This is a genomic window from Amphibacillus marinus (assembly GCF_900110345.1).
Taxonomy (GTDB): domain Bacteria; phylum Bacillota; class Bacilli; order Bacillales; family Amphibacillaceae; genus Amphibacillus_D; species Amphibacillus_D marinus.
Window position 1 is genome coordinate 165,743 of sequence record NZ_FODJ01000006.1, and the last position, 23,245, is coordinate 188,987.

Here is a 23,245-nt window from a genome sequence, read left to right on the forward strand (position 1 = left end):
AATCCCCTTTCTGTTAGAAATTTTTTGCATTCGGTTTATTAAACCCATATTGTTCAAAGAATTGATCTCTGAAGTCACCAAGTCGATCTGCGCGAATCGCTTCTCGTACTTGCTCCATCAATTTTACCAGAAAATAAAGGTTATGGTAAGTGGTAAGTCTTAACCCAAATGTTTCATCTGCTTTAATTAAGTGACGAATATATGCGCGAGAATAGTTTCTACACGTGTGACAATCACAATTCGGATCAAGTGGTGAGAAATCACGAGCAAATTTAGCATTGCGCACAACTAATCGTCCATTTGAAGTCATACATGTCCCATTACGGGCAATTCTTGTTGGCAAGACACAATCAAACATATCAATCCCTCGAATTGCTCCATCAATTAATGAATCTGGCGACCCAACCCCCATTAAATAACGTGGCTTTTCAGTAGGTAAATATGGTGTCGTAAATTCAAGGACACGGTTCATAACATCCTTTGGCTCACCAACTGACAATCCTCCTATCGCATAACCCGGAAAATCAAGCGCGGTTAAATCCCTAGCACTCTGCTTACGTAAATCCTCGTACTCTCCACCTTGAACAATTCCAAAGAGCCCCTGATCATCTGGACGTTCATGCGCTGTTAAGCACCGTTCAGCCCAGCGGCTTGTCCGCTCAACAGAATCCTTCATATACTTATATTCAGCCGGGTATGGTGGACATTCATCAAATGCCATCATAATATCTGAGCCTAATGCATTTTGAATCTGCATTGCTTTTTCAGGAGAAAGAAACAGCTTCTCACCACTAATGTGGTTTCTAAAATGAACACCTTGCTCCTCAATTTCCCTTAAATCACTTAAACTAAAAACTTGAAAGCCACCGGAATCCGTCAAAATTGAACCATCCCAGTTCATGAACTTGTGTAAGCCACCAGCTTCCCTAACAATATCCTCGCCTGGTCTTAGCCAAAGGTGGTAGGTGTTTGATAAGATAATACCGGCCCCAAGTTCTTTTAACTCCTCAGGACTCATTGTCTTAACAGTAGCAAGCGTCCCCACTGGCATAAATACTGGTGTTTCAAACGTGCCATGCGGGGTATGAACGCGTCCAAGTCGCGCGCCCGTTTGTTTACATGTTTTAATTAATTCATAGGTTACTGCACTCATACAAACCTTCCTTTTAATAAAAAATATTCGTTATATAATTAGCATTGCATCACCAAAGCTAAAGAAACGATAGTGATTGGTAACGGCTTCTTGGTAACCCTTCATAATAAAGTCACGTCCAGCTAGCGCACTAACCAGCATCACTAACGTCGACTTTGGCAAATGAAAGTTTGTTATTAAGCCGTCAATTGCCTGATAGTGATAGGGTGGATAGATAAAAATACTGGTCCAACCACTGGCAGCAACAAGCGCCCCATCATGCTCAGTCGCAATTGTCTCAAGCGTTCTCGTCGAAGTTGTCCCAACCGCAATAATTCGTCCACCACTTTGTTTGGCTGTCGTAATTTTTTTAGCCTCTTCTTCTGTTAAATGGTAGAATTCAGCATGCATGGCATGCTCTTCAATCGCTTCTACACTAACTGGTCGAAAGGTGCCCAATCCAACATGAAGAGTTACATAAGCAATCTTAACACCCTTTGCTTCAATCTGTGCTAATAATGCTTCAGTAAAATGCAGACCCGCAGTTGGTGCTGCCGCAGATCCCTCTTCCTTTGCATAAACAGTTTGGTAACGATCACGATCAGCTAATTGCTCTTTAATATAGGGTGGCAACGGCATTTCACCAAGTTCATTTAAAACCTCAAGAAAAATCCCTTGATATGTAAACTTAACAACTCGCCCACCATGGTCTTGCAGCTCGGTACAAACCGCCCTAAGCTGACCATTACCAAAGACTATTTCTGTTCCAATACTAATCTTCTTAGCAGGTTTAACCAATACTTCCCATTGATCAGTATCTCGTTGATGTAACAATAGTAATTCAATCTTAGCACCAGTATCGCTTTTGCTTCCATACAATCGTGCCGGTAATACTTTGGTGTTATTTAACACTAAACAATCTCCAGGTTGCAAATAGTCAATAATATTGCCAAACTGCTGATGTTCAATTTGCTGACTATCTTTCTTCATGACTAAAAGCTTCGATGATGTTCTATCTTTCAATGGTGTTTGTGCAATTAATTGTTCTGGTAAATGAAAATCAAAATCCTCTACTCGCATACGGTACTCCAATCCGTCATCCTTAATTTTACTTATATGAGTTACATGATTATCCGTTATTATAAAAATTACCTTGCTTAGCTTACTTTACTTTGTGGCGCTTGTCTAGCATTTAGTCGGATTGCTTTAATGGTCGATTAAAATGCTGATAGGTTTTAGGCGTGGCTATTCTACCACGCGGTGTCCGCTGAATAAATCCTTGCTGTAACAGAAAAGGCTCATAAACATCCTCAATTGTTTGCGATTCCTCGCCAATTGTTGCCGCCAAGGTGTCAAGTCCGACCGGCCCACCCTGAAAAGCATCTAGAATACTTAGAAGTAGCTTATGATCAATATGATCCAAGCCCGTTTTATCGACTTGCAGCATTTGTAAAGCCTGATCTGTTGTTTCAATACTAATTTTTGTTTCACCCTTAACCTGTGAAATATCCCGTACTCTTTTTAACAAACGATTGGCAATTCTCGGGGTACCACGTGATCGCATCGCAATTTCAGTTGCAGCTGCTGAATCTATCTTAACATTAAAGATTGAAGCAGTTCTTTCTACAATTTCTTGTAAATCATTTGCTTGATAGTACTCTAACCGACTTAAAACTCCGAAGCGATCTCGCAGTGGTGCTGTTAACAAACCAGCACGAGTTGTGGCACCTACTAATGTAAATGGTGGTAAATCTAAACGGACAGACCGGGCTGTTGAACCCGTACCAATTACAATATCTAAGCAAAAATCCTCCATTGCTGGGTAGAGAATCTCTTCAACTGCTCTGGGCAACCGATGAATCTCATCAATAAAAAGAACATCGCCTGCTTCAAGTGATGATAGAATGGCGGCAAGATCGCCAGCCTTTTCTATCGCTGGACCAGACGTTGTTCGAAACTGTACATCCATTTCATTGGCAATGATTGAAGCCATTGTCGTTTTTCCAAGTCCCGGTGGGCCGTACAATAGCACATGATCAAGCGGCTCATTCCTTAGCTTTGCTGCTTGAATAAAGATTGCTAAGTTCTCTTTTGCTGTTGTTTGACCAATATATTGCGCTAATGAGGTTGGTCTTAAGCTTAATTCAATGACATGCTCATCTTCAAATTGTTCTCCCGAAATCATCCGGTCTTCCATTGTTTATCACTTCTCCCTGTTATTGCATCAGTAGCGCTAAACCTTTGCGGATCAGACCATCCGTCGTCATGCCTTGCTCCTGTCTTAACATCGGTCCTATTGCTGTTAATTCTTTTTCTTTATAGCCTAAAGCCTTTAATGCTTCTATTGCTTCCGTATATGACTGGTCATCTATCTGCTTGATAACTGCTTCCCCACCATGATCACTATGCCCCGTTTGTGTGACCACAACTGCTAGCTTTCCTTTTAAATCGAGAATCATCTGCCGTGCTGTCTTTTTCCCAACACCAGGAAACTGAGTTAAGAACCTCTCATCCTCTTCCTCAATTGCAACGCTAAATTGCGCGACAGAAGCATTACCAACAATTGAGAGCGCCCCTTTCGGCCCAATGCCTGAGACATTTAATATTTGTGCAAACAGTTGTTTTTCATCTTGATTACGAAAACCATACAAAACTTGTGCATCCTCGCGTACATAATGAAAGGTATGTATTTTTACTTTTTCATCTAATTGATTTTGAAAATGGAATGGGTTTGCACAAATAACCTCATAACCAACTCCTGCTATATCGATAATTGCAGACATTTCTGTAAGTTCTACGAGTCTGCCATTTAAATAATTTATCATTTTTGCTTCGCTCCCTAACATATCACTATACCTGTTTAGAAGCTATTTTACCATACAATCGTATGTTCGCCTATAGTAATCAAATAAAAAGCAGAGTCTATTCTAGATCAGACTCTGCTTGGACACTTTCACTTTGACCACGACTGCCAAAAACAGCAATTGTTTCTTGATAAACTGCTTGACTAGAAATTTTTATCCCACCTTTTAAGCTACCAAGTTGATCTGTTGTAATTAACCCTTTATTAATTGGATAAAGAATTTCTATTGCTTGGTTGTTTTCCGGTTCACCTTCAAATATAGCAAGGTGATCGCCTACTAAACCAAAATAGCCTACTTCTTTAATATAGGGAGAAATATCCTCGATCTGCTCGCGAAATACCATTTGACCAACTTTTTGGTCAATAAGCTGATAATCTTGATAATCTGCCCAAAAATCGTCCATTGCGGTAATGGTATCAATTATGGTTTCAGATTCTATTCTTCCATCTAAATATTCCTGTTGAATTGTAACTTCAATTCTAGCTAGATCCTCTGGATACTTAGCCTGTTGTTCTAGCTGAGCAACGGTTAAGCTGTCCTCGTCCTCGATACTGCGACCTGATTGATTAACATACGAATAGATTAGTATAAAGAACAGCAAGCATAAATTAATCGCATAAAAATAGCGTAAGTTTTTCATCTAGTCAACTCCTTTATAGCTATTAGCATGGTCAGTTTCTTGCTTTTTTACTCATATTCATTTGAAAATTCAACAAAAAAGCTACAAATTACTCAATTATATGAGATAATCGGTAGCTTAGTCATTCAATCTGTATAAACAACAAAAGCATATTCATCAGGGTTAACCACTCGGATCGAACGGATTTCTACTAAGTTCAGCTCAATTGAGGCACCATTATAATAACAAATGGCATCATAGATATTCTCATCATGCATCGCTAACACAAAACAGTGATCAAGCATGTTTTTTACATTGTTAAATTGAAATTCTTTTAAACTTGTCTGTAATTTCTTTTGGTATGTTACATAATACTCATAGTGATCATTGTAATTAAATAATTCTAAATAGCGAGCAATCTGTTCTTGGCCCACAACGTGACCTGATTGATCGTCCTTATTCTCGTCGCTCATCACCAACACCTACCCCACAAGCTTTTCTATTAGTTTATTCAGTAATTTTTAGCATTATGATAAACCTCTAGTGATTTTGACCATCACTCTACAAGCTGCAACTAATGATGTGGACTAGGTGTTTGGCAAGGAAATTTACACGCTCTATTTAATTAAACTTTTTTAGCAAGTTAGGACCTAATTAGGAACTTTAATCCCTTCACGCTTATGGGCTGAGCGCTGATGCATGGCTTCAATAATTTGGCGATCTTGTTCAGGAATGGTCTCGCCTCGCAAGAAACTGTCAATCATCGCATAGGTTGTTCCCATCTCAGTTTCATCAGTCTGTCCTTCCCATAAACCAGCACTTGGTTGTTTGGTAATGACGGCATCCGGTACATTAAGAAATTTCGCCATCTCTCTAACCTCACCTTTTGTCAGGTTAATAATAGGTGCGAGATCAATTCCACCATCACCAAATTTAGTGAAATAACCTGTGTACCATTCAGCAGCATTATCCGTACCAACAACTAAATAATTGTGGTTAGTTGCTACTGTGTATAACGTGCTCATACGTAACCTAGCACGTAAATTGGCGTCAGCAAGCTTGTCCTTTTCTACGTTATGAACGTCATGCTGATCAAGTACATTAGTAACTGTCGTAAATAGCTTCTCATGTGTCTCTGTTAAGTCAATGGTAATATGGTCAATGTTAGCAGCTGTTGCTACCTGATTGGCATATTTCAAATCATCTGGGTTACTTTTACATGGCATCATCACACCAATTGAATGATTCGGCAGTGCGCGCTTGATCAAATTGGCAACGACCGCTGAATCTATTCCCCCACTAATCCCAACAACAAGTCCGTTAACATTCGCTTCGCTCACTTGATCTTTTAACCATTTCACTAAATCATCTACCTTATTTTGCATGTTCTGTAGCCCCTTCCAAATTAAATGATCTTTTCTTTTTCATCCCCTCTTATTATGTCGCAAAAAAAAAGTTTATGCAATTCCTTAGTAAGAGGAGCTAGACGTAACAAAAATAGAGAATCAATCCGATGAACGAGCGGATCAATTCTCTACTAACTAATTATTCTTGTTCGTCGTTATAGCTTGGGTCTGCTGCCATCCACGGGGTCATTGGATATTGATATTGATAGTAAGGATCAGCATAGCCTGAATAGCGTTGCATTGTTGGATAGAGCGGTTGACCGTACATATTCATTTGTGCTTGTTGCATATCTTGTTGGAGATAAGGCTGATTCTGATAATGTTGATAACCATTATAATTAACCGGGTAAGGATAACCATTTTGTAAATCTTGCTCATTTACCTCTTCATCTTCGAGGTCAACATCTCCCCACTGCTGTTGTTCGTCAAAGGTTTGAGTTGGATATTGATAATGCGCTTGTGGCCAACTATTATAAAATTGATTAGCGTCCTGATATTGTTCATACTCGTTAGTGTTATAATTCTCCTCACATGTCTCGTGCTGAGCATATGGCATTGGATTCCATTGTTGTGGTGCACATGGCATCCAAACATAGCATGGACACGGAATCATATCAACGGGCTGTGGCATTGGTGCCGGTTTTTGAACAGGTTTTTTTACTTCTGCCTTAACCTCTTCTTTCTTCTCAGTGGGCTTAGGATGGTGATGATACGTTTTATTCTTAATAATCGTATCATTGTCCTCAATATCAACATCAATATTGTAATGATTAGAATATATGTTAGGCAGTTTAGGCATTTGAATTGAAACTGGTGGTAATTTAGGTAAAGTTACTTGTTTTTGTGGTGCTTTCTTAACAACCTCTTTCTTCGGCTTATGATCATCCTCCTTCACGACAGGATGAGCTTTTTGTGGAACGTGTTTGAAGGGCTCCTTGACCGCACCTTTTTGTGCAGTTGGCGCTTGACTTCCTTGCTGACTCACTTGTTTGCTCTCTGTTGGCACCTTTATTTTCATTCCTGGCATGAGCATATCAGGATTTGCTAATTGAGTATTGGCTGCCTTTAGCGCTTGAAAATCAACATTGTATTTTTTGGCAATGTTCCATAATGTATCGCCTTGCTGAACAATATGAATCTTCACGTCAGTTCTCCTCTCTCCGTACTTTTTACTAGGCAAGTAACAGGCTTATTCCCTATCAACATATGCAAACGCCCGTAAAAGTTGATTCTTTTTTAGAAAAATTAATTTTGCAAGTGTTATTTTTATAAGTGCAAGGTAACAAACTATCGGTAAACAACTAGTTTAATGGTTAATTATATGCGAAAATACCATTAGTAGGTGTAACGAATGACTGGAGTGAATAGTTAATGAGTGAACAAAATAAACTAATTGGGGAAGAGCGTCGGGCTGCTATTCTGTCGTGGTTAACAAATAGCGGCAGCCCGTTAACAGGTGGTGTGTTAGCCGACCGAGCTGGTGTTAGTCGTCAAGTCATCGTACAAGATATTTCTCTCCTTAAGGCTAAGAATGAGCCGATTATGGCAACAAGTCAGGGGTATCTTTTAATTAAAGATACCCCTCAAGAAAAAAAGCGACAGCGTATCGTTGCATGTAAGCACACACCAGAACAAACGCGACATGAACTTGAATGCATTGTCGATCAAGGAGTAACGGTCCACAACGTTATTGTCGAACACCCTGTTTATGGTGATTTAGAAGCTTTAATCATGGTCAGTGATCGCCACGATGTCGCACAATTTGTTAATAGGATTGAAACCACACACGCACCATATTTATCCGAGCTAACTGACGGGGTTCATTTACACACCTTAGAAGCAGAGAGCACCGCAAAGCTAGACGCAGCTTTCGAAGCCCTAAAAAGAAACGGCTACATTGTAGAGTGAGAAACAAAGGCGATAGCGCCCGATAGCAACGTAGCAACTGGAACGAAACAACTGAGATAAAGGAATCACGGTAAGGAACGAGCCGATGATGACTTATCGTAGGGCGCTTCGTGAAGATGCCTAGTTGCTGGGCGATGGAGCCAGACGAAACAAAGGCGATAGCGCCCGGTAGCAACGTAGCAACTGGAACGAAACAACTGAGATAAAGGAATCACGGTAAGGAACGAGCCGATGATGACTTATCGTAGGGCGCTTCGTGAAGATGGCACTTCGCTGGGCGATGGTAGCAAATTATTTGCTTGCTTTTGATCTAGTAAAAAAAACCAGCGAGGAAAGTAGTATCTACTTAGCTCGCTGTTCTATTAGCTTTTATCAGCACTTAAATAATACGGATAACTCCCAAGAACCTCAACATTACAGCCAATTGCCTCAATTTCGGCAATGGTATTCGGAATAAGAATGTCATCCATCTTTTGATCAAGGTCAATTAAGAAGTAATAATGGCCAAGACCGATTTTCATTGGTCGTGATTCTATCTTCGTTAAGTTAATCCGGCGCCAAGCAAATGCAGATAAGACTTGATGAAGCGCACCTGCATGATCTGTTGGTAAGACCACCATGATCATCGTCTTAAAGCCCTTTAGAGGCAACTGATTCACCCTTAAAGCAGTATCATTTTTATGTAAAACAACAAAACGCGTTTGATTATTATCAAGATCATGAATATCAGCCTTAACGATGTCTAATTGATATTCTTTAGCGGCAAGGTCATTCGCAATTGCACCTATCGAAAGCTCGGGATGGTCACGTACATATTGCGCTGCTGCCCCAGTTGACGCGTAAGGCTCAAGCGTAGCTTGACGCATTGTTTGACTGAGAAAATGATGGCACTGTGCTAATGCGTGCGGATGGGAATAAATCGTTTGAACCGATTGCCAATCAGCTTTCCACTTTGGATGAACCATAAAATGCTGGCGGACAGGAACAACTACTTCGCTAACAATTTTAAGTGTCTTTTCTTTAATTAAATAATCAATCGTTAAATTAACTGTACCCTCTAACGTATTTTCTAATGGAACAACTGAATATTTCACATGACCGAATTTGACGGCATCAATACAGGCCGGTATTGTTTGATAGCTCATCGCCTGATTATTAGGAAAGAGCGTATCTACGGCCTTTTTGGTAAATGTGCCTTTAGGTCCTAAGTATCCAACTGCAAATGACATCTCTATCTCCTCATTTCTAAACTAAGCACCTGAGCTTAAAATATCAACCCGTTCAATAAATTCTTGCTTCTTCAACTTATTTATTAGTCCATCTAATTCAATGTTTAGCCGCTCTACATCTAGCGACAAGGTTACATTAGCTTTGCCATTGACTGGGATCGTCTGATGGATCGTTAGAATATTGCCACCAGCTTGAGCGACTGTATCAAGAAGCTTTGACAGCGTTCCGGAACGATCCTCAAGATGGAAGAACAATGTAATAATGCGTGTTTGTTGAATAGCTTGAAAAGGAAAGACAGCATCACGATATTTATAAAAAGCACTTCTTGACAGACCTACCTCTTTAACGGCTTCAAAAACAGAGCTAGCTTTACCGCGCTCCAATTGCGCTTTAACCTCAAGTGTCTTTCGCATTGCTTCCGGCAAAAAATCTCCTCGTACTAAATAAAAGGTTTCTTCAGCCTTTACCACGCTTACCATCCTCCTTTTCAGAAAAATAACTATTCAATAAACTCAAATTCATATTTTAGCAAGCGCACTGTGTCACCATCTCGAGCACCTCGGTCACGTAATGCCTGATCAATGCCCATTCCTCGCATTTGTCTCGAGAACCGTTGCACAGATTCTTCTCTTGTTAAATCAGTCATTTTAAATAGCTTTTCAATTTGCTCACCATATAAAACAAAAGCACCATCTGGGTCACGGGTAATTTGGAAGGGCACCTCTTCTGCTTGGTGCTTATAAACCATTCGCTTTGGCGCTTCTTCCAACGGTATATCACGCTTTGGTATTTCAGCCAATTGATCCGCTATTGCAAAGAGCAAATCACGCAAGCCTGTTCTTGTAATCGTTGAAATTGGAAAAATCGGATATGCATCTGTAAGTTGCTCTTTAAATAAAGCTAATTGATCGTTAGCTTCTGGCATGTCCATCTTATTTGCCACAATAATTTGTGGCCGTTTCATCAATGATGGATCATAAGCTGCAAGCTCTTCATTAATGGTGTTAAAATCTTCGTAAGGATCACGTCCTTCAGTCGCTGCCATGTCGATAATATGGACAATAACTCGCGTACGCTCAATATGACGTAGAAACTGGTGACCAAGACCGATCCCCTGATGGGCACCTTCAATGAGACCCGGTAAATCTGCCATGACAAAGCTACGGTTATCCTCAGTTTCAACAACGCCTAAATTGGGCGCCAACGTCGTAAAGTGATAATCAGCGATCTTAGGTCTAGCTGCACTTACTACCGACAAAAGCGTAGACTTCCCGACGCTTGGAAACCCTACCAAGCCAACATCGGCTAAGAGCTTGAGTTCAATAATAATATTACGATCAACACCAGGCTCACCATTCTCAGCAATCTCTGGAGCTGGATTTCTAGCAGAAGCAAAACGAATATTGCCACGGCCACCACGGCCACCTTTAGCAATAACTGCCTGCTGACCATGCTCAGTTAAGTCTGCTAACGCCTCACCGGTGTCCTCATCCTTTACCGTAGTGCCTGGTGGAACTGCTAATATCATCGGCTCTGAGTTTTTGCCATGCTGTCCTTTACTCATACCGTTTTCTCCACGCTTTGCTTTAAAATGCCGTTGATAGCGAAAATCCATTAATGTGTTTAAGCCTTCATCTACTTCAAAGACAACATCGGCGCCAGCGCCACCATCACCACCTGATGGTCCACCGAATGGAACGTATTTCTCTCGCCGGAATGAAGCTAAACCATTACCACCATCTCCAGCTTTAATATAAACTTTGACTCGATCGACAAACATGCTGTCACCTCATTATTCTGCAGTCCAACATAGCTCTAAATGCTTGTTTACACTCTTTTTTATGCTGATCTGTCTATCTATTTTTTTCACTGATTCTTCAAGTTGTTCAATAGGGGGATTTACATCAACAAGTAGTTGAAAGGACTTATCAGTCTCTTGATGAAATTTCATTGTAACATGATAAGTGGTTAAAGTCACAGCTTGCTGTAAAAGCACCGTATAAATAGCTGTAATCATAGCAGATAATCGCTCATCAGTTACTTTAGGGTGTCCAATGCAGTCTACCTCTGTTCTTAATTGAATGGCATCTTGCTGATGCTGTAACTGCATTAACGTCACAATGGTTTGAGGAATGGGCATACTTTGTAAAGCTTGTTCCTGAACAAGCAAATCAGCAAACTCAGCCACATTTTCCTGTACGCGCGCTAAGTTACCCATTTGCGCATAGCCCATAATAAGCTGTAAGTGATTTGACCAATCATGACGATAATGACGAACTAACTTAACGACTTCCTCGTGATTCATTGAAACACCGCCCTTTACTATTGTAAGAAAAGTATAGCAAATTCCTGAACGGAGGTAAAAATTTTTTTTAGTTCTAAAAAACACACTAACCGCATCATTGCATTTTATTTGCAATAGCAAATGAAATGGCTAATTTTCTTAAATGAACAAAAAAACGTGTCTTAAAAGAAAACTCTTTCAAGACACGCCTTTGTTTTCAATTATGCTTCTTGTGCAACAGGGTACACACTTACACGCTTGCGGTCACGACCAACACGCTCGAAACGTACCACACCGTCTACTTTCGCATACAATGTATCGTCTCCACCACGGCCTACGTTAACACCTGGATAGATTTTCGTTCCACGTTGACGATAAAGAATTGATCCTCCAGTAACCGCCTGCCCATCAGCACGCTTGGCACCAAGGCGTTTCGATTCTGAATCACGACCGTTCTTTGAACTACCTACACCTTTTTTAGATGCGAAAAATTGTAAGTCTAAACGTAACATCGGTTTGCACCTCCTTATTTTTCAGAGATGGATATATATTGTCCATAATCGCGCTCGATAGTCTCTAATGAGGTGAGCATACCTTCAAGTAACAGTGCCGATTGATCAATCTGAACATCTGTCAAATTTGTTGGCATCTCGACCTTCAAATAACCACCTGCACCACCCTGGTCAATGATAGGTTCAATCTCAGTATGCTTAATTACAGCATTTGTCATGCCAAAGGCAACTGCTGAAACAGCAGCGCAAACAAGATCATGACCATGAGGACCACTTTCTGCATGTCCACTTAATTCAAAGGCTGTAATTTTATTGCTTTGTTCACGATAAATCGTTACTTGGATCATCCAACTCAACCTTAAGCATTAATTTTTTCAATTGTTACTTTAGTGTATGGCTGACGGTGACCTTGCTTACGATGATAGTTTTTCTTTGGTTTAAATTTGTAAACAGTAATTTTCTTTTGACGGCCTTGTTTTTCAACTTTAGCCGAAACAGAAGCACCATCTACAAATGGGGCACCGACTTTGACATCGTCACCACTAACAAATAGAACCTTGTCAAACGTTACAGAATCACCTGCTTCAGCAGCTAATTTCTCAACATAAATCGTTTGGCCTTCTTCTACCTTGATTTGCTTACCACCAGTTTCAATAATTGCGTACATCCTACTGCACCTCCTTAATAAACTCAGACTCGCCATTACAGGTGTGTACAACACTTAAGAACCTGATCTGCGCGGTTGTAGCAACGGGTGCTACTAAACTTGCATAACGATAAGATCATACCATGGTTTAATAAATCTTGTCAATGTTTTGTTGCTTCTTTTCTAGTAGAAATGCTTGAATTAATGCACTTGAACCTGTTCGTTTGATAAAATAGCAAGCCACACCCCTAGTTTCCACAAAATAAACATCGGCGCGGATCGGGGCCAATTGAACCCATGCACGCCAGAGCTCCTTAAATTGCTTGGTGACTTCAACAACGACTGCCTCATCACGACTCGCAATCAGCTCTCTTTCCAGCTGATATACCCTACTTTCAACTGATAGGACTTTTTTTTCTGGACGAGCATCTGCTAACACATGAGCATGAGCCGGTGACTCTCGTTTCCTTGTAAGCTCAAGTAAACCTAATGAGGTAAAGTTAAACACCGTAGTTTGAACAGAATCTGCTTTTAGACATTGATTAATCAAATTAATCAAATATTGCTGGTCTTTTTTACTTTTCATTTTAATAAAATCAATGATGATTATACCAGATAAATTGCGCAAACGTAACTGTCTAGCCAACTCCTGTGCAGCAATCTTATTGACCTCTAAGGCAGTATTATGATGGTTACGCTTACCACTATAACCCGAAGAGTTAACATCAACAACCGTTAAGGCTTCCGTTTGCTCAATCACGAGCGTTACGCCATGCTGGCATAACACAGTAGGCTCTAGCATCCGTGCAAATAATTGATCAACCGATTGTGGTAATTGTACAGCTGCTTGCTGATTCCAAATAAGCTTTTCCTCTAGCAGCGGGTAACGATCACTGACCGCTTTTACCGTCCTATTATCATCACAAACAATACTCTGAATTTCATGCAATGGAAAGCGACGAACAAAACGATTAATAACAGGTGTGTCTCGCCAAATTAACTGGCCCGCTTTCGTTTCCAAGGCAGCTTTACTTATAATCGACCACTGTTGACGTAAAACCGCTATTGACTTAATAAGCTCAGCTGCTGTACGACCTGAGGCCTGTGTTCGAATAATTAATCCCTCATTACCGAGCAGGCTGCTTTTAAGGTTTTGCTTTAAATCTGTGTTTTTCTGTTTGTCAAGCTTTCGCGAGATCGTAATTTTGTTTCCATACGGGAGAAAAACTAAACAGTCATTAGCTAAGGTTACATTTGCTGTCAAGCGTGCTCCTTTATTCTGGTATGCGTCCTTAATCACCTGCACCACTAATGATGCGCCCTCAACGAGGAGCTCTTCAATTGTTTGAGCCTGCTCTTTCTCAGCTAACACAAGTTCTTTTCGCTCTATATAAGCCAAAGCAGGCTGTCCAATATCAATAAAGGCGGCTTGAAGCCCCTTATCAACAGCAACGACTTTACCTAAAAAAATTGAGCCGACCAGTTGCGGAGAATTGGGCCGATCTAAAGCAAGCTCAATAACTTGATTATCTTCAATGGCGCAACCAATTTGCTCGGCTGCTTTTGTTAGTAGTATTAAATTAATCACGTATTAGTCCTCTCTTCTTACTGCTTAATAAGATCAGCCAAGTTAGCCCGATACCCCCCCTGATCAAAATACAATGTAAAACAAACCGATTCGGTAACTAACATGTGGTGATCAACAATCATAATTGGATGGTAACAGCTCGCTCGAAAGGATGAAAAAACATCCAATAGTCTTGTCTGACTATGAAATTTAAGTGGAATAAGCTTTTTTAATGCTGTGTTTTTACTAGCCGTTCTCCTCATAATGAGAAAACGCTGAAAGACATATAATCTCCTTTTCCATTCTAAGCGATTTTCCCAGAGAAGGAAAGTCACCAATACAAATGTATTTAATAAGAAAGCATGAAAAATAAGCATTAACGAAAATAACACACACAGGATGGATATCGAAAGGATGATCGTGTATTCATGGGCTTTCTTAAATGGTAAATAGCTCATGAGTACCAAGTAAGTAAGTTTACCACCATCTAGTGGCCAAATCGGGATAAGATTAAAAACTAAAATTCGACCATTATATATAAGAGCGAAGTCAATTAAAGCATCAGGAACAGCTGAAAGTTGTGATAAAAGCAGTAAGACCATAAAAATAAATAGATGTTGAATTGGACCCGCAAGCGTAACAAGCAATTGTTGATAAATGGGTTTATTAATATGCTCTTCGGTCTCCATGACACCACCAAAGAGCCAGATTGTAATTCGCCTAATTTTCCATTTAAATAGCGCTGCCGCAAATGCATGTCCACTTTCGTGCCAAAGTACAATAGCAAAAATTATTGTCATCTCAACAAACATCCCTGTAGTCACCGATAGCAAGATGGTCATCCAAATGGATGGATGCAAATGAATTTTGTCTTTAATAGTCAGTTTCATCAACAGGCACTACCTCAGCTGGATCAATAAATTGGTTGTTTTTCTGCATTGAGAAAAACAGCATTGCTTGATCTTCTGAAGATACTTCTGCAATGAGTTGATTAGCATAGACAAATTGATACGGGGTTACCTTAATATCCGATAGGTGGCCATAAATGGATTTACTTCGATCAGGATGTTGAATAATAACCGTCTTTGCAGTCTTGCGATCATTCCCAGCAAAGATGACTGTACCTTGTTCAATTGTGTATACTTCTGGTTCATCTTGCACTTGAATAACGATCCCTTGTCCATTTACTTGAAAATCCTCCGAGATGACACCACTTACAGGAAGAGCCATTTCTTTATAGACAGGCACCGTATCTGAATCAATAAACAGACCAAACGGCACACCGAATTGTTCCTGATACCAAGCATTAACGGTCGCAAAAGGAAAATCCTCTCGTAGCTGATTAAATAGCCAATGCTTTGTATTAGTGAAAACAGGACTTGATGTTTGCAAGATCATCATTGATACAAAGAAAAATACACTTGCCATGACCAGTTGTTTAACAAAGAACGGTGCAGAATGACCAGTTTCATGGGGCCGCTTTAATCTCTCGCTCTGCCCAACTAGAGGTTTTGGTGCACGCTCATTGCCCTGATCACCAAGCTTTCTTTTCCGTAATCTTTTTCGTTTTTCAAATGATTTTCTGACACGTTCTATTTGTTTAACCATCGTTATTCACAACCTTCTCATTCCATTTGTACAAGTCTATGAAAAAGATGCTTCCAATATGATTGGCTGCGATAAATTGATAGCTAAGCAGATTGCGGTTTGTGTTAAGCGAGAAGCATATAAAGGAAAATAGATGTTACGTTAATTAAGCTACTCTTTTTTGTGACTTCGTTAACATAAATATGGGAATGCGTTTACCAATCAATAACCTCAGTTAACGTACTAAATATGCCAAGTCCTTTCTTATCAAATAAAAAAAACTAACAAGAGTAATCACCCTCATTAGTTCATAAATTAATTACGCATACCAAGAAATCGTTTAACCTTTGAGAAAACACCTTTCTCATCCTCTAATGATTGTAGCGGTACCGATTCGCCTAGAATTCGGCGGGCTATATTGCGATAAGAAATGGAGGCTTTCGTATTTGGTTGAAAGGCAACAGGCTCACCACGATTCGATGCTTTAATGACATCCTCATCGTCAGCAACTATACCCAATAAATCAATTGAGAGTACTTGAACAACTTCATCGATTGTAAGCATATCACCCGACTTCATCATATGATTTCTAATTCGATTAATGACCAGTTTCGGCGAGCTAATCTCCTCATGCTCAAGCAAACCAATTATTCGATCAGCATCACGGACACTTGATTTTTCAGGAGTCGTCACTACAATTGCATGATCAGCCCCAGCAACAGCGTTTTTGTATCCTTGTTCGATTCCTGCTGGACAATCAATAATGATGTAATCAAATTCTTTTTTAAGTTCAGCGATCATTTCAACAACTGAATCTGGCGTTAGGTCATTCTTATCACTTGTCTGGGCAGCAGGCAGTAAAAATAAATAATCAAAACGCTTATCCTTAATCAGTGCTTGTTTAAGCTTACATCTTCCTTGTGCAACATCAATAATATCGTAAATAATGCGGTTTTCTAACCCCATCACCACATCTAAATTCCGCAGACCGATATCGGTATCCATTAGACAAACTTTCTTATTCAATAAAGCGAGAGCAGTTCCTAGGTTTGCGGTTGTCGTTGTCTTACCAACGCCACCTTTACCAGAAGTAATAACAATTGCCTCAGCCATTTAATACACTCCTTTCGAAACCATTTAATTCCGGTCTTTTCTTCGCTACTAATTGCAATCGATCAATCAAGATCTTCTCCGATTCATCAATAAATCCACATTCCATGTAAACACCCTCAGTTTCATAATCCGGAGCTCTGCTATATAAGTCTGCAATTCTAAGTTGGACCGGCTTCATAAATGAGGCAATAATAACAGCTTGACGATTTCCATTGATTCCAGCATGTGCAACACCACGTAAGGCACCCATGATATAAATATTGCCTGTAGCTTTCACCGTACCACCTGGATTAATATCGCCAATTAATAGGAGATCGCCTTGAACTTGATACACTTGTCCAGAACGAATCGTTTTCGAGACGACTCTTACCTCGCTGTCCTCCTTCCACTGAATAGCTTCAGCCTTTGAAATGACATTTGATTCAATTCCTTGCACAACTAGTTTATTTCTTTGTCTAATCAAGGTCCGTAACTGCTCATCTTGCTCCTTATGTAAAAAGCGATTTCCTAAATGAATCTTTACGGTTATCATCGCTTGATCTTCATCAAATTCATCGTGCGAAAGTGTTTTATCTAATTCATCTAATAAATCGTTAAACGAACACGAATCATCTAAAAACAAGGTTAACCCGTCTCTTGTCCCTTTGATCATGACATATTGATTCTTCAAAACCACTATCACACCTCCAAGTAATCTGTTTTGTATGAGTTATGCTCTTAGTTGATTGATCCTTTTTTCTCAAACCGCAGCTCAGACCATTTTACAAGCTTACGTTTGAAAATTAGGTAGAAAAGTAGAAAGATTAATGTGTTAATTAAAACAGTCGGTAGCATACGATAGTAAAAGTAATCAAGTGCTTCTATATTGGTAAAACCAGTGAATAGATAAATAAAATAAAGCACATAATCGGCCATTGCAATACCCACAACAGTTAACAGCAAAGCAACAAAGAAATTAGCATGCAATAGCTTTCTCATCCCATGAACAAAATAAATTGTTATTGCGTAGCTGAACATGTATACCCCGACAACACTTGTGTAAACAATATCGATGAGAACACCTGACAAGATAGCAAAAAACAAGGAATAATACGTATGTTCAAGGTCATAAAACAGCGTAAACAGGACAAGGAAAACAAAAACAGAATGAAAGACGATAATCCAGCCATGTTCCAAAAGAAAATTTGGAATGAAAGCAGCCGTTGTCCCCTGTAATGCAATCAAAAGGAGTAAAATGAAAGGAAGGTATAATCTTGACATTACTCTTCCTCACCTTCATCTAGATCAAGATCCGAAGTTATATTTCTATCAACGACAATGACATGATTAAAATCAGTTAAATTTGCCGATGGGCTGACATAAGCAATTTGTGTTAAACCATATTGATCTGTTGTTACCTCATCAATTGAGCCAACTTCCAATCCTTTTGGAAATACACCACCAAGACCAGATGAAAAAACAAACGCATCTTCTGGAATCTCTTCATAATACTCAGTAAACTCTAATACCAATTGATTTCGTTCTTCATTATAGCCAAGGATAAAGCCACGCGCATCATCATCCTGCTCCGGCAAGCTAACATTCACAGAAATACGATTAGAACGATCAAATCCATTTAACAACAGCACATTTGACGTGAACTGTGAAGTTGACTGAATCTTACCAATCATTCCATCCGCAGTAATAACAGCCATATCTTGGGCCACACCGTGCTGCGAGCCACGATCAATTGTCACCTGATTAAACCATGCCTCAGGACTTCTTGCGACAACACTAGCTTGAATAGGCGTGTAATCCATAATATTATCAGTCTTATCAATGATAGCAAGCAGCTCTTCATTATCTCTTCTAAGTTCTTGAACTTCATACAAGGTTTGCTGATATTGAGCTAAATTCTCTTTTAAAACTTGATTCTCATTGTATACGTTTCGCATATCATCAACATTGCCGATTAAATTGACGGTATAATTAACCGGAGCAAGCGCAACTTTTTGCACCCAGCCAACGGCATCCTGAAAAAACTCTTCAACAGCAGATAATTGGTCCCGATCCCTGATTGTCAGACCAACTAAACCGACTAAAATAATGAGACTTAGAAGGATCAAAAACAATCGCTTTCGGCGAAAAAAAGACATCAATAATCCCCCATTTAATTTATACTTGAATGTGATGCAATATGTGGGTGTGATTTAAAGTGCTCAATGTACTCAAGCGCCTTTCCGGTACCAATTGCTACACTATCCAGTGGGTTTTCAGCTACAAAAACAGGCATCTTTGTTTCTTCTGCAATCACTTGGTCTAATCCGGTAAGTAACGCGCCCCCACCAGAAATGACAATGCCTCGATCCATCACATCAGCGGCAAGCTCAGGTGGTGTTTTTTCCAGTGTGTTTTTAACGGAATCAACAATCGCATTTACAGTATCTTTCAAAGATACCGCAATTTCTTCAGCTGTGATCGTTATTGTTTTTGGTAAACCTGTTAGCAGATCTCGACCGCGAATATCCATTGTTTCAATATCCAAGCGTCCACCCGCTGAACCGATTTCCATTTTTACCGCTTCAGCTGTCCGCTCTCCAATCATCAAGCTATATTTCTTTCTAATATATTGAATAATAGCATCGTCCATATCATCACCAGCTGTTCGAATCGATTGACTGGTTACAATCCCACCTAACGAAATAACAGCAACTTCAGTTGTGCCTCCACCAATATCAACGATCATGCTTCCTGTTGGTTCCCAAACAGGTAAACCAGCACCTATTGCAGCAGCAAATGGCTCAGCAATCGGGAATGCATCCTTTGCACCCGCTTGCTTTGTTGCATCAATAACAGCTCTCTCTTCAACCATCGTAATTCCAGATGGCACACAAACCATAACATTAGGTTTCTTTGCCAAAGGAGAGCGGTTTTTTTGTGCTAACCGAATATAATACTTCATCATTGTTGCAGTCGTATCATAATCTGCAATAACGCCATCTTTCATCGGGCGAATAACGGAAATATTACCAGGTGTCCGACCAATCATGTTTCTTGCGTCGCTACCTACCGCCTCTATATCGCCAGTCGAGTTATTCTTAGCAACTACTGAGGGCTCACGTACAACAATACCTTTTTTCTTAATGTAAACCAATGTATTAGCTGTCCCCAAATCAATTCCTAGATCTTGTGTAAAGCTGAATTTTGCCAATTTAATCGTCCTCTCTATCTCTAAAAATCCTTAGTTGTCATTTGTTTTAGTATAACGATAAGATTGTTGTAACTTTCTTACAATCATTACGTATTAATATGAAAGCACAAGCTTGTCCCATGCCCTACATAAAGTTAATAAGTTAACGTCAGTTATTTTTTCACAGCTACGCGGTGCAAAAATATAGTTTATCGTTTACCACATTAAGAAACGCCTAACGAAAGAAATTCTTTCGTTTGGGCGTCTTAGTATAACTCGCCTCTTTAATTATACGAGAAAATACTGAAAATAGATAGTATTTATCCATATGGTAAAAATTTATTTTCACAGTTGTGACTTTCTACTCAACTCAAGTAATAACTCATAACTAAGCAGAAATTCCAGCGATTTAATTATTAAACTAAGTATACACTGGTCACAAAGTTAGCTGAATAAAGCAATAATAAGTCATAATAACTAGTTGCTGAGAATATGGATAACATCATCGCTATTTAAGTTTTCTGGCCATATTTACTTTGGAACCTTTTCACTTTTGAAGTAATCTTAACTAACCCAATTTTTAAAGAGTAATTTGCAAATTTTTTAATAATTTGAGCCAATATGTACGTTTATTTGGTATTATTAAACTAGTAAGCAAATTGACGTGTTACTGGAGGTGAAGCATTTAGCATGGATATTCAAACTATATATTTATATGGTCTTATTATTGGCGGAATAATTACAATACTTTATATGCTGATTGGTGATGTTTTTGAGGCGATTGGTGAAATTACAGTAGGCTCTATCTTAAATCCAACCGTTGTTTTAAGCTTTATTTCGGTACTATGTGGCGCAGGGTATATTATGGAGTTAAGAGAAACATTGGATAGTTTATCAATTTTCGTTTTAGCAACACTTATTTCTTTAGTAATTGTTAGTCTTCTTCATTTCTTCATCCTTGTTCCATTAGCTAAATCGGAGCAAAGCACAGCGTTTAGCATTGTAGATTTTATTGGTAAAGAAGGTGAAGTTATTACCACAATTCCGGTCAACGGACTTGGTGAGGTGTTAATTAAATCCGGACTTGGTTCAACTGGAAACATCGCAAAATGCGCTTCAAACACTGAGATTAGTCAAGGGTCTTCTATCTTAGTACTTGAAATTGACCAAGATGGCGTGCTTATTGTTGAGCCAGTCTTTTTGAAAAAAATAACGCATTAGGAGGAGAAGCATGGATTTTAGTATTGAGTTAATTATTGGTGGAGTTGTTTTAGGAATCATATTCTTAGCTATTCTTGTTTATATTGCCAAATATAAAACTGTAGGACCAGACGAAGCGCTAATTGTTACAGGGAATTTATTAGGGAGTGGATCGAATGTTGTTGACTCTGGTGATGGCAAAAAAATTAAAATCATTCGTGGTGGAGGAACTTTCGTTGTTCCCGTCTTCCAACGAGCAGAACCACTTAGCTTACTAAATCACAAACTTGAGGTTGGTACAACCGATACATATACGAAACAAGGTGTTCCAGTTACAGTTAACGGGGTATCAATTATCAAGGTTGGTTCGACAATTGAAGATGTATCAACAGCAGCAGAGCAATACCTCGGTAAAACACGTGAAGAATTAAGAAATGAAGCAAAGGAAGTACTTGAAGGGCATTTACGTGCCATTCTATCCTCAATGACTGTGGAGGATATTTATAGTAATCGTGAAGAATTCGCCCAAGGTGTTTTCTCAGTCGCTCAGAAGGATTTATCAAAAATGGGACTTAAAATTGTTTCATTTACCATTAAAGAAATTTCTGATAAAAATGGCTATTTAGAAGCACTCGGACAGCCCCAAATTTCGACAGTGAAACGTGATGCGCAAATTGCTAAGGCTGAGCGTGAAAAGGAAGCGCGGATTGAAAACGCACGAGCTGAACAAGAAGCAAAAACAGCTGAGTTCCAAAGAGATGCGCAAATCGCTGAATCTGGCAAAGAAAAAGAATTAAAGATTGCCGAATATCGTAGACAACAGGATAGCGCAAAAGCCGAGGCTGACCAAGCTTATCAATTACAAGAAGCAATAGCAAAGCAAAAGGTTACCGAGCAGAGAATTCAAGTCGATATTATTGAACGCCAAAAACAAATCGAGCTAGAAGAGAAAGAAATTGCTCGTCGTGAAAAACAATACGATGCCGAAGTGAAGAAAAAAGCTGATGCTGATCGTTATGCAGTTGAGCAAGCTGCTGAAGCAAACAAAGCAAAAGAACTGCGCTCTGCTGAGGCGCATCGCTTTAAGATTGAGCAGGAAGGTATCGCCCTAGCTGAAGCAGAGAAAGCAAAAGGTTTTGCTGAAGCCGATGTTATTAGACAGCAAGGTCTCGCTGAAGCTGAAGCAAAGGCAAAAATTGCTGAAGCGTTTGATTTATATGGTCAAGCTGCGATCATGGATATGGTTCTTGATATGCTACCTCTATATGCAAAAGAGGTTGCCAAACCACTTGGTAATATCGATAAAATAACGGTCGTTGACACTGGTGGTAGTGATGGCAAAAACAGTGGTGCTGGTAAGGTATCCGGATATGCCACCGATCTAATGGCAACTGTCCAGGAAACGTTAAAGGCTTCATCTGGAATTGATGTCAAGAGCTTGCTTGAAAGCTATGTCGGCAAGGATAATGTTCGTGAAAGCATTGATCAACTAAACGAGGAATTAAGTAAAGATGAGAAACAAACCGCGCAAGCTGAAGCAACAACAAGCGTAGAAGAAGCGTAATAATTAGTGACAGTTTCGCCCGCCAAAGGTCGAAACTGTCACTTTTTTAACGTTCTTTGAAAACCCCTGGCTATGCCGGGGGTTCTGGAAAGCTTACAGCGAGGTAACAAAAAGCCTCCCAAGGTGATAAGATGAAGTTGGTTTCCCGACCTACCACATCTTAAAACAAAAGGAGGCGTATCCTAAATGCAGGATAAGAATAGTTTAGCACACACAACATGGAAATGTAAGTATCATATTGTGTTCGCACCGAAGTATAGAAGACAAGTGATCTATGGCAAGTATAAACAAAGCATAGGGAAAATATTAAGAGAGCTATGTGAAAGAAAAGGCGTCACCATACATGAAGCAAATGCATGTCCAGACCACATACACATGTTAGTAAGTATACCGCCAAAATTGAGTGTGTCGCAATTCATGGGATATTTAAAAGGAAAGAGCAGT

General features: G+C 39.6%; 27 protein-coding genes and 1 other annotated feature. Of the genes, 4 read left to right on the forward strand and 23 right to left on the reverse strand.

All coding sequences use genetic code 11. The features are described from left to right. Positions 1-13: 13 nt before the first annotated feature. The 8 genes from tgt to safA form a co-directional block, all read right to left on the reverse strand. On the reverse strand, positions 14-1,153 hold the full coding sequence (gene tgt / locus BM000_RS09985) for a tRNA guanosine(34) transglycosylase Tgt (RefSeq protein WP_091497596.1): 1,140 nt from the start codon (positions 1,151-1,153) through the stop codon (positions 14-16). A 30-nt stretch (positions 1,154-1,183) separates the two neighbouring features. Beyond that, a complete protein-coding gene (gene queA / locus BM000_RS09990; protein ID WP_091497599.1) occupies positions 1,184-2,212 on the reverse strand; it encodes a tRNA preQ1(34) S-adenosylmethionine ribosyltransferase-isomerase QueA in 1,029 nt (342 codons plus the stop codon). Positions 2,213-2,324: 112 nt separating this feature from the next. Beyond that, positions 2,325-3,329: a Holliday junction branch migration DNA helicase RuvB gene (gene ruvB, locus BM000_RS09995; RefSeq protein ID WP_091497602.1), complete on the reverse strand. Its 1,005-nt coding sequence runs from the start codon at positions 3,327-3,329 to the stop codon at positions 2,325-2,327. 19 nt (positions 3,330-3,348) lie between these two features. Continuing rightward, entirely contained in the window at positions 3,349-3,957 is a 609-nt protein-coding gene (gene ruvA, locus BM000_RS10000) for a Holliday junction branch migration protein RuvA (protein ID WP_091497605.1), read from the reverse strand. 97 nt (positions 3,958-4,054) lie between these two features. Then, positions 4,055-4,636, reverse strand: coding sequence for a BofC C-terminal domain-containing protein (locus BM000_RS10005; protein ID WP_091497608.1), 582 nt, complete (start codon positions 4,634-4,636; stop codon positions 4,055-4,057). 125 nt (positions 4,637-4,761) lie between these two features. After that, positions 4,762-5,088 (reverse strand): hypothetical protein, encoded by a 327-nt coding sequence (locus BM000_RS10010; RefSeq protein WP_091497610.1) that lies wholly within the window; start codon positions 5,086-5,088, stop codon positions 4,762-4,764. A 177-nt stretch (positions 5,089-5,265) separates the two neighbouring features. Next, positions 5,266-6,000 (reverse strand): NAD(+) synthase, encoded by a 735-nt coding sequence (gene nadE, locus BM000_RS10015; protein WP_091497613.1) that lies wholly within the window; start codon positions 5,998-6,000, stop codon positions 5,266-5,268. A 160-nt stretch (positions 6,001-6,160) separates the two neighbouring features. Beyond that, positions 6,161-7,165, reverse strand: a complete 1,005-nt coding sequence (gene safA / locus BM000_RS10020; RefSeq protein WP_091497616.1) for a SafA/ExsA family spore coat assembly protein — start codon at positions 7,163-7,165, stop codon at positions 6,161-6,163. Positions 7,166-7,392: 227 nt separating this feature from the next. Here safA and BM000_RS10025 point away from each other — a divergent pair, with 227 nt between their 5' ends. Continuing rightward, complete coding sequence (locus tag BM000_RS10025) at positions 7,393-7,929, forward strand: transcription repressor NadR (RefSeq protein ID WP_091497618.1); 537 nt, start codon at positions 7,393-7,395, stop codon at positions 7,927-7,929. 362 nt (positions 7,930-8,291) lie between these two features. Here BM000_RS10025 and pheA read toward each other — a convergent pair whose 3' ends face one another. The 15 genes from pheA to BM000_RS10100 form a co-directional block, all read right to left on the reverse strand. Then, positions 8,292-9,158, reverse strand: coding sequence for a prephenate dehydratase (pheA, locus tag BM000_RS10030; protein WP_091497620.1), 867 nt, complete (start codon positions 9,156-9,158; stop codon positions 8,292-8,294). Between the two features lie 21 nt (positions 9,159-9,179). Continuing rightward, positions 9,180-9,629: an ACT domain-containing protein gene (locus tag BM000_RS10035; protein ID WP_425425175.1), complete on the reverse strand. Its 450-nt coding sequence runs from the start codon at positions 9,627-9,629 to the stop codon at positions 9,180-9,182. Positions 9,630-9,658: 29 nt separating this feature from the next. Then, complete coding sequence (gene obgE, locus BM000_RS10040) at positions 9,659-10,939, reverse strand: GTPase ObgE (RefSeq protein WP_091497626.1); 1,281 nt, start codon at positions 10,937-10,939, stop codon at positions 9,659-9,661. Positions 10,940-10,951: 12 nt separating this feature from the next. After that, positions 10,952-11,464 carry a Spo0B domain-containing protein gene (locus BM000_RS10045; RefSeq protein ID WP_091497629.1) on the reverse strand — a complete coding sequence of 171 codons (513 nt, stop codon included), beginning with the start codon at positions 11,462-11,464 and terminating at the stop codon, positions 10,952-10,954. Positions 11,465-11,664: 200 nt separating this feature from the next. Then, positions 11,665-11,955, reverse strand: coding sequence for a 50S ribosomal protein L27 (gene rpmA, locus BM000_RS10050; RefSeq protein ID WP_091497631.1), 291 nt, complete (start codon positions 11,953-11,955; stop codon positions 11,665-11,667). Between the two features lie 14 nt (positions 11,956-11,969). Beyond that, positions 11,970-12,302, reverse strand: coding sequence for a ribosomal-processing cysteine protease Prp (locus BM000_RS10055; RefSeq protein WP_091497633.1), 333 nt, complete (start codon positions 12,300-12,302; stop codon positions 11,970-11,972). A gap of 11 nt (positions 12,303-12,313) precedes the next feature. Further along, positions 12,314-12,622, reverse strand: coding sequence for a 50S ribosomal protein L21 (rplU, locus tag BM000_RS10060; RefSeq protein WP_091497636.1), 309 nt, complete (start codon positions 12,620-12,622; stop codon positions 12,314-12,316). A 15-nt stretch (positions 12,623-12,637) separates the two neighbouring features. Beyond that, positions 12,638-12,709, reverse strand: a sequence feature (ribosomal protein L21 leader region). Positions 12,710-12,749: 40 nt separating this feature from the next. Further along, positions 12,750-14,189: a ribonuclease E/G gene (locus tag BM000_RS10065; RefSeq protein WP_091497639.1), complete on the reverse strand. Its 1,440-nt coding sequence runs from the start codon at positions 14,187-14,189 to the stop codon at positions 12,750-12,752. A gap of 17 nt (positions 14,190-14,206) precedes the next feature. Continuing rightward, positions 14,207-15,058, reverse strand: coding sequence for a site-2 protease family protein (locus BM000_RS10070; protein ID WP_091497641.1), 852 nt, complete (start codon positions 15,056-15,058; stop codon positions 14,207-14,209). Further along, on the reverse strand, positions 15,042-15,776 hold the full coding sequence (locus tag BM000_RS10075; RefSeq protein WP_091497644.1) for a M23 family metallopeptidase: 735 nt from the start codon (positions 15,774-15,776) through the stop codon (positions 15,042-15,044). Before BM000_RS10075 ends, BM000_RS10070 begins: the two co-directional genes overlap by 17 nt. 294 nt (positions 15,777-16,070) lie before the next feature. Next, the gene (gene minD, locus BM000_RS10080) at positions 16,071-16,868 is read right to left on the reverse strand and encodes a septum site-determining protein MinD (protein ID WP_091497647.1); all 798 of its coding nucleotides are present in this window, start codon (positions 16,866-16,868) and stop codon (positions 16,071-16,073) included. Next, positions 16,861-17,544: a septum site-determining protein MinC gene (gene minC / locus BM000_RS10085; RefSeq protein WP_281245914.1), complete on the reverse strand. Its 684-nt coding sequence runs from the start codon at positions 17,542-17,544 to the stop codon at positions 16,861-16,863. The genes minD and minC overlap by 8 nt, the downstream gene beginning before the upstream one ends. A gap of 41 nt (positions 17,545-17,585) precedes the next feature. Then, complete coding sequence (mreD, locus tag BM000_RS10090) at positions 17,586-18,128, reverse strand: rod shape-determining protein MreD (RefSeq protein WP_091497650.1); 543 nt, start codon at positions 18,126-18,128, stop codon at positions 17,586-17,588. Next, on the reverse strand, positions 18,128-19,003 hold the full coding sequence (mreC, locus tag BM000_RS10095; protein WP_091497653.1) for a rod shape-determining protein MreC: 876 nt from the start codon (positions 19,001-19,003) through the stop codon (positions 18,128-18,130). The genes mreD and mreC overlap by 1 nt, the downstream gene beginning before the upstream one ends. Positions 19,004-19,017: 14 nt before the next feature. Beyond that, entirely contained in the window at positions 19,018-20,058 is a 1,041-nt protein-coding gene (locus BM000_RS10100) for a rod shape-determining protein (RefSeq protein WP_091497655.1), read from the reverse strand. A gap of 669 nt (positions 20,059-20,727) precedes the next feature. Between BM000_RS10100 and BM000_RS10105 the strand changes: the two genes are divergently transcribed. The 3 genes from BM000_RS10105 to tnpA form a co-directional block, all read left to right on the forward strand. Beyond that, entirely contained in the window at positions 20,728-21,258 is a 531-nt protein-coding gene (locus BM000_RS10105) for an NfeD family membrane protein (protein WP_091497658.1), read from the forward strand. 10 nt (positions 21,259-21,268) lie between these two features. Then, the gene (locus tag BM000_RS10110; protein ID WP_091497661.1) at positions 21,269-22,801 is read left to right on the forward strand and encodes a flotillin lipid rafts scaffold protein FloT; all 1,533 of its coding nucleotides are present in this window, start codon (positions 21,269-21,271) and stop codon (positions 22,799-22,801) included. A gap of 186 nt (positions 22,802-22,987) precedes the next feature. Then, on the forward strand, positions 22,988-23,245 hold a 258-nt coding region (tnpA, locus tag BM000_RS10115; protein WP_143063925.1), incomplete at its 3' end, for an IS200/IS605 family transposase.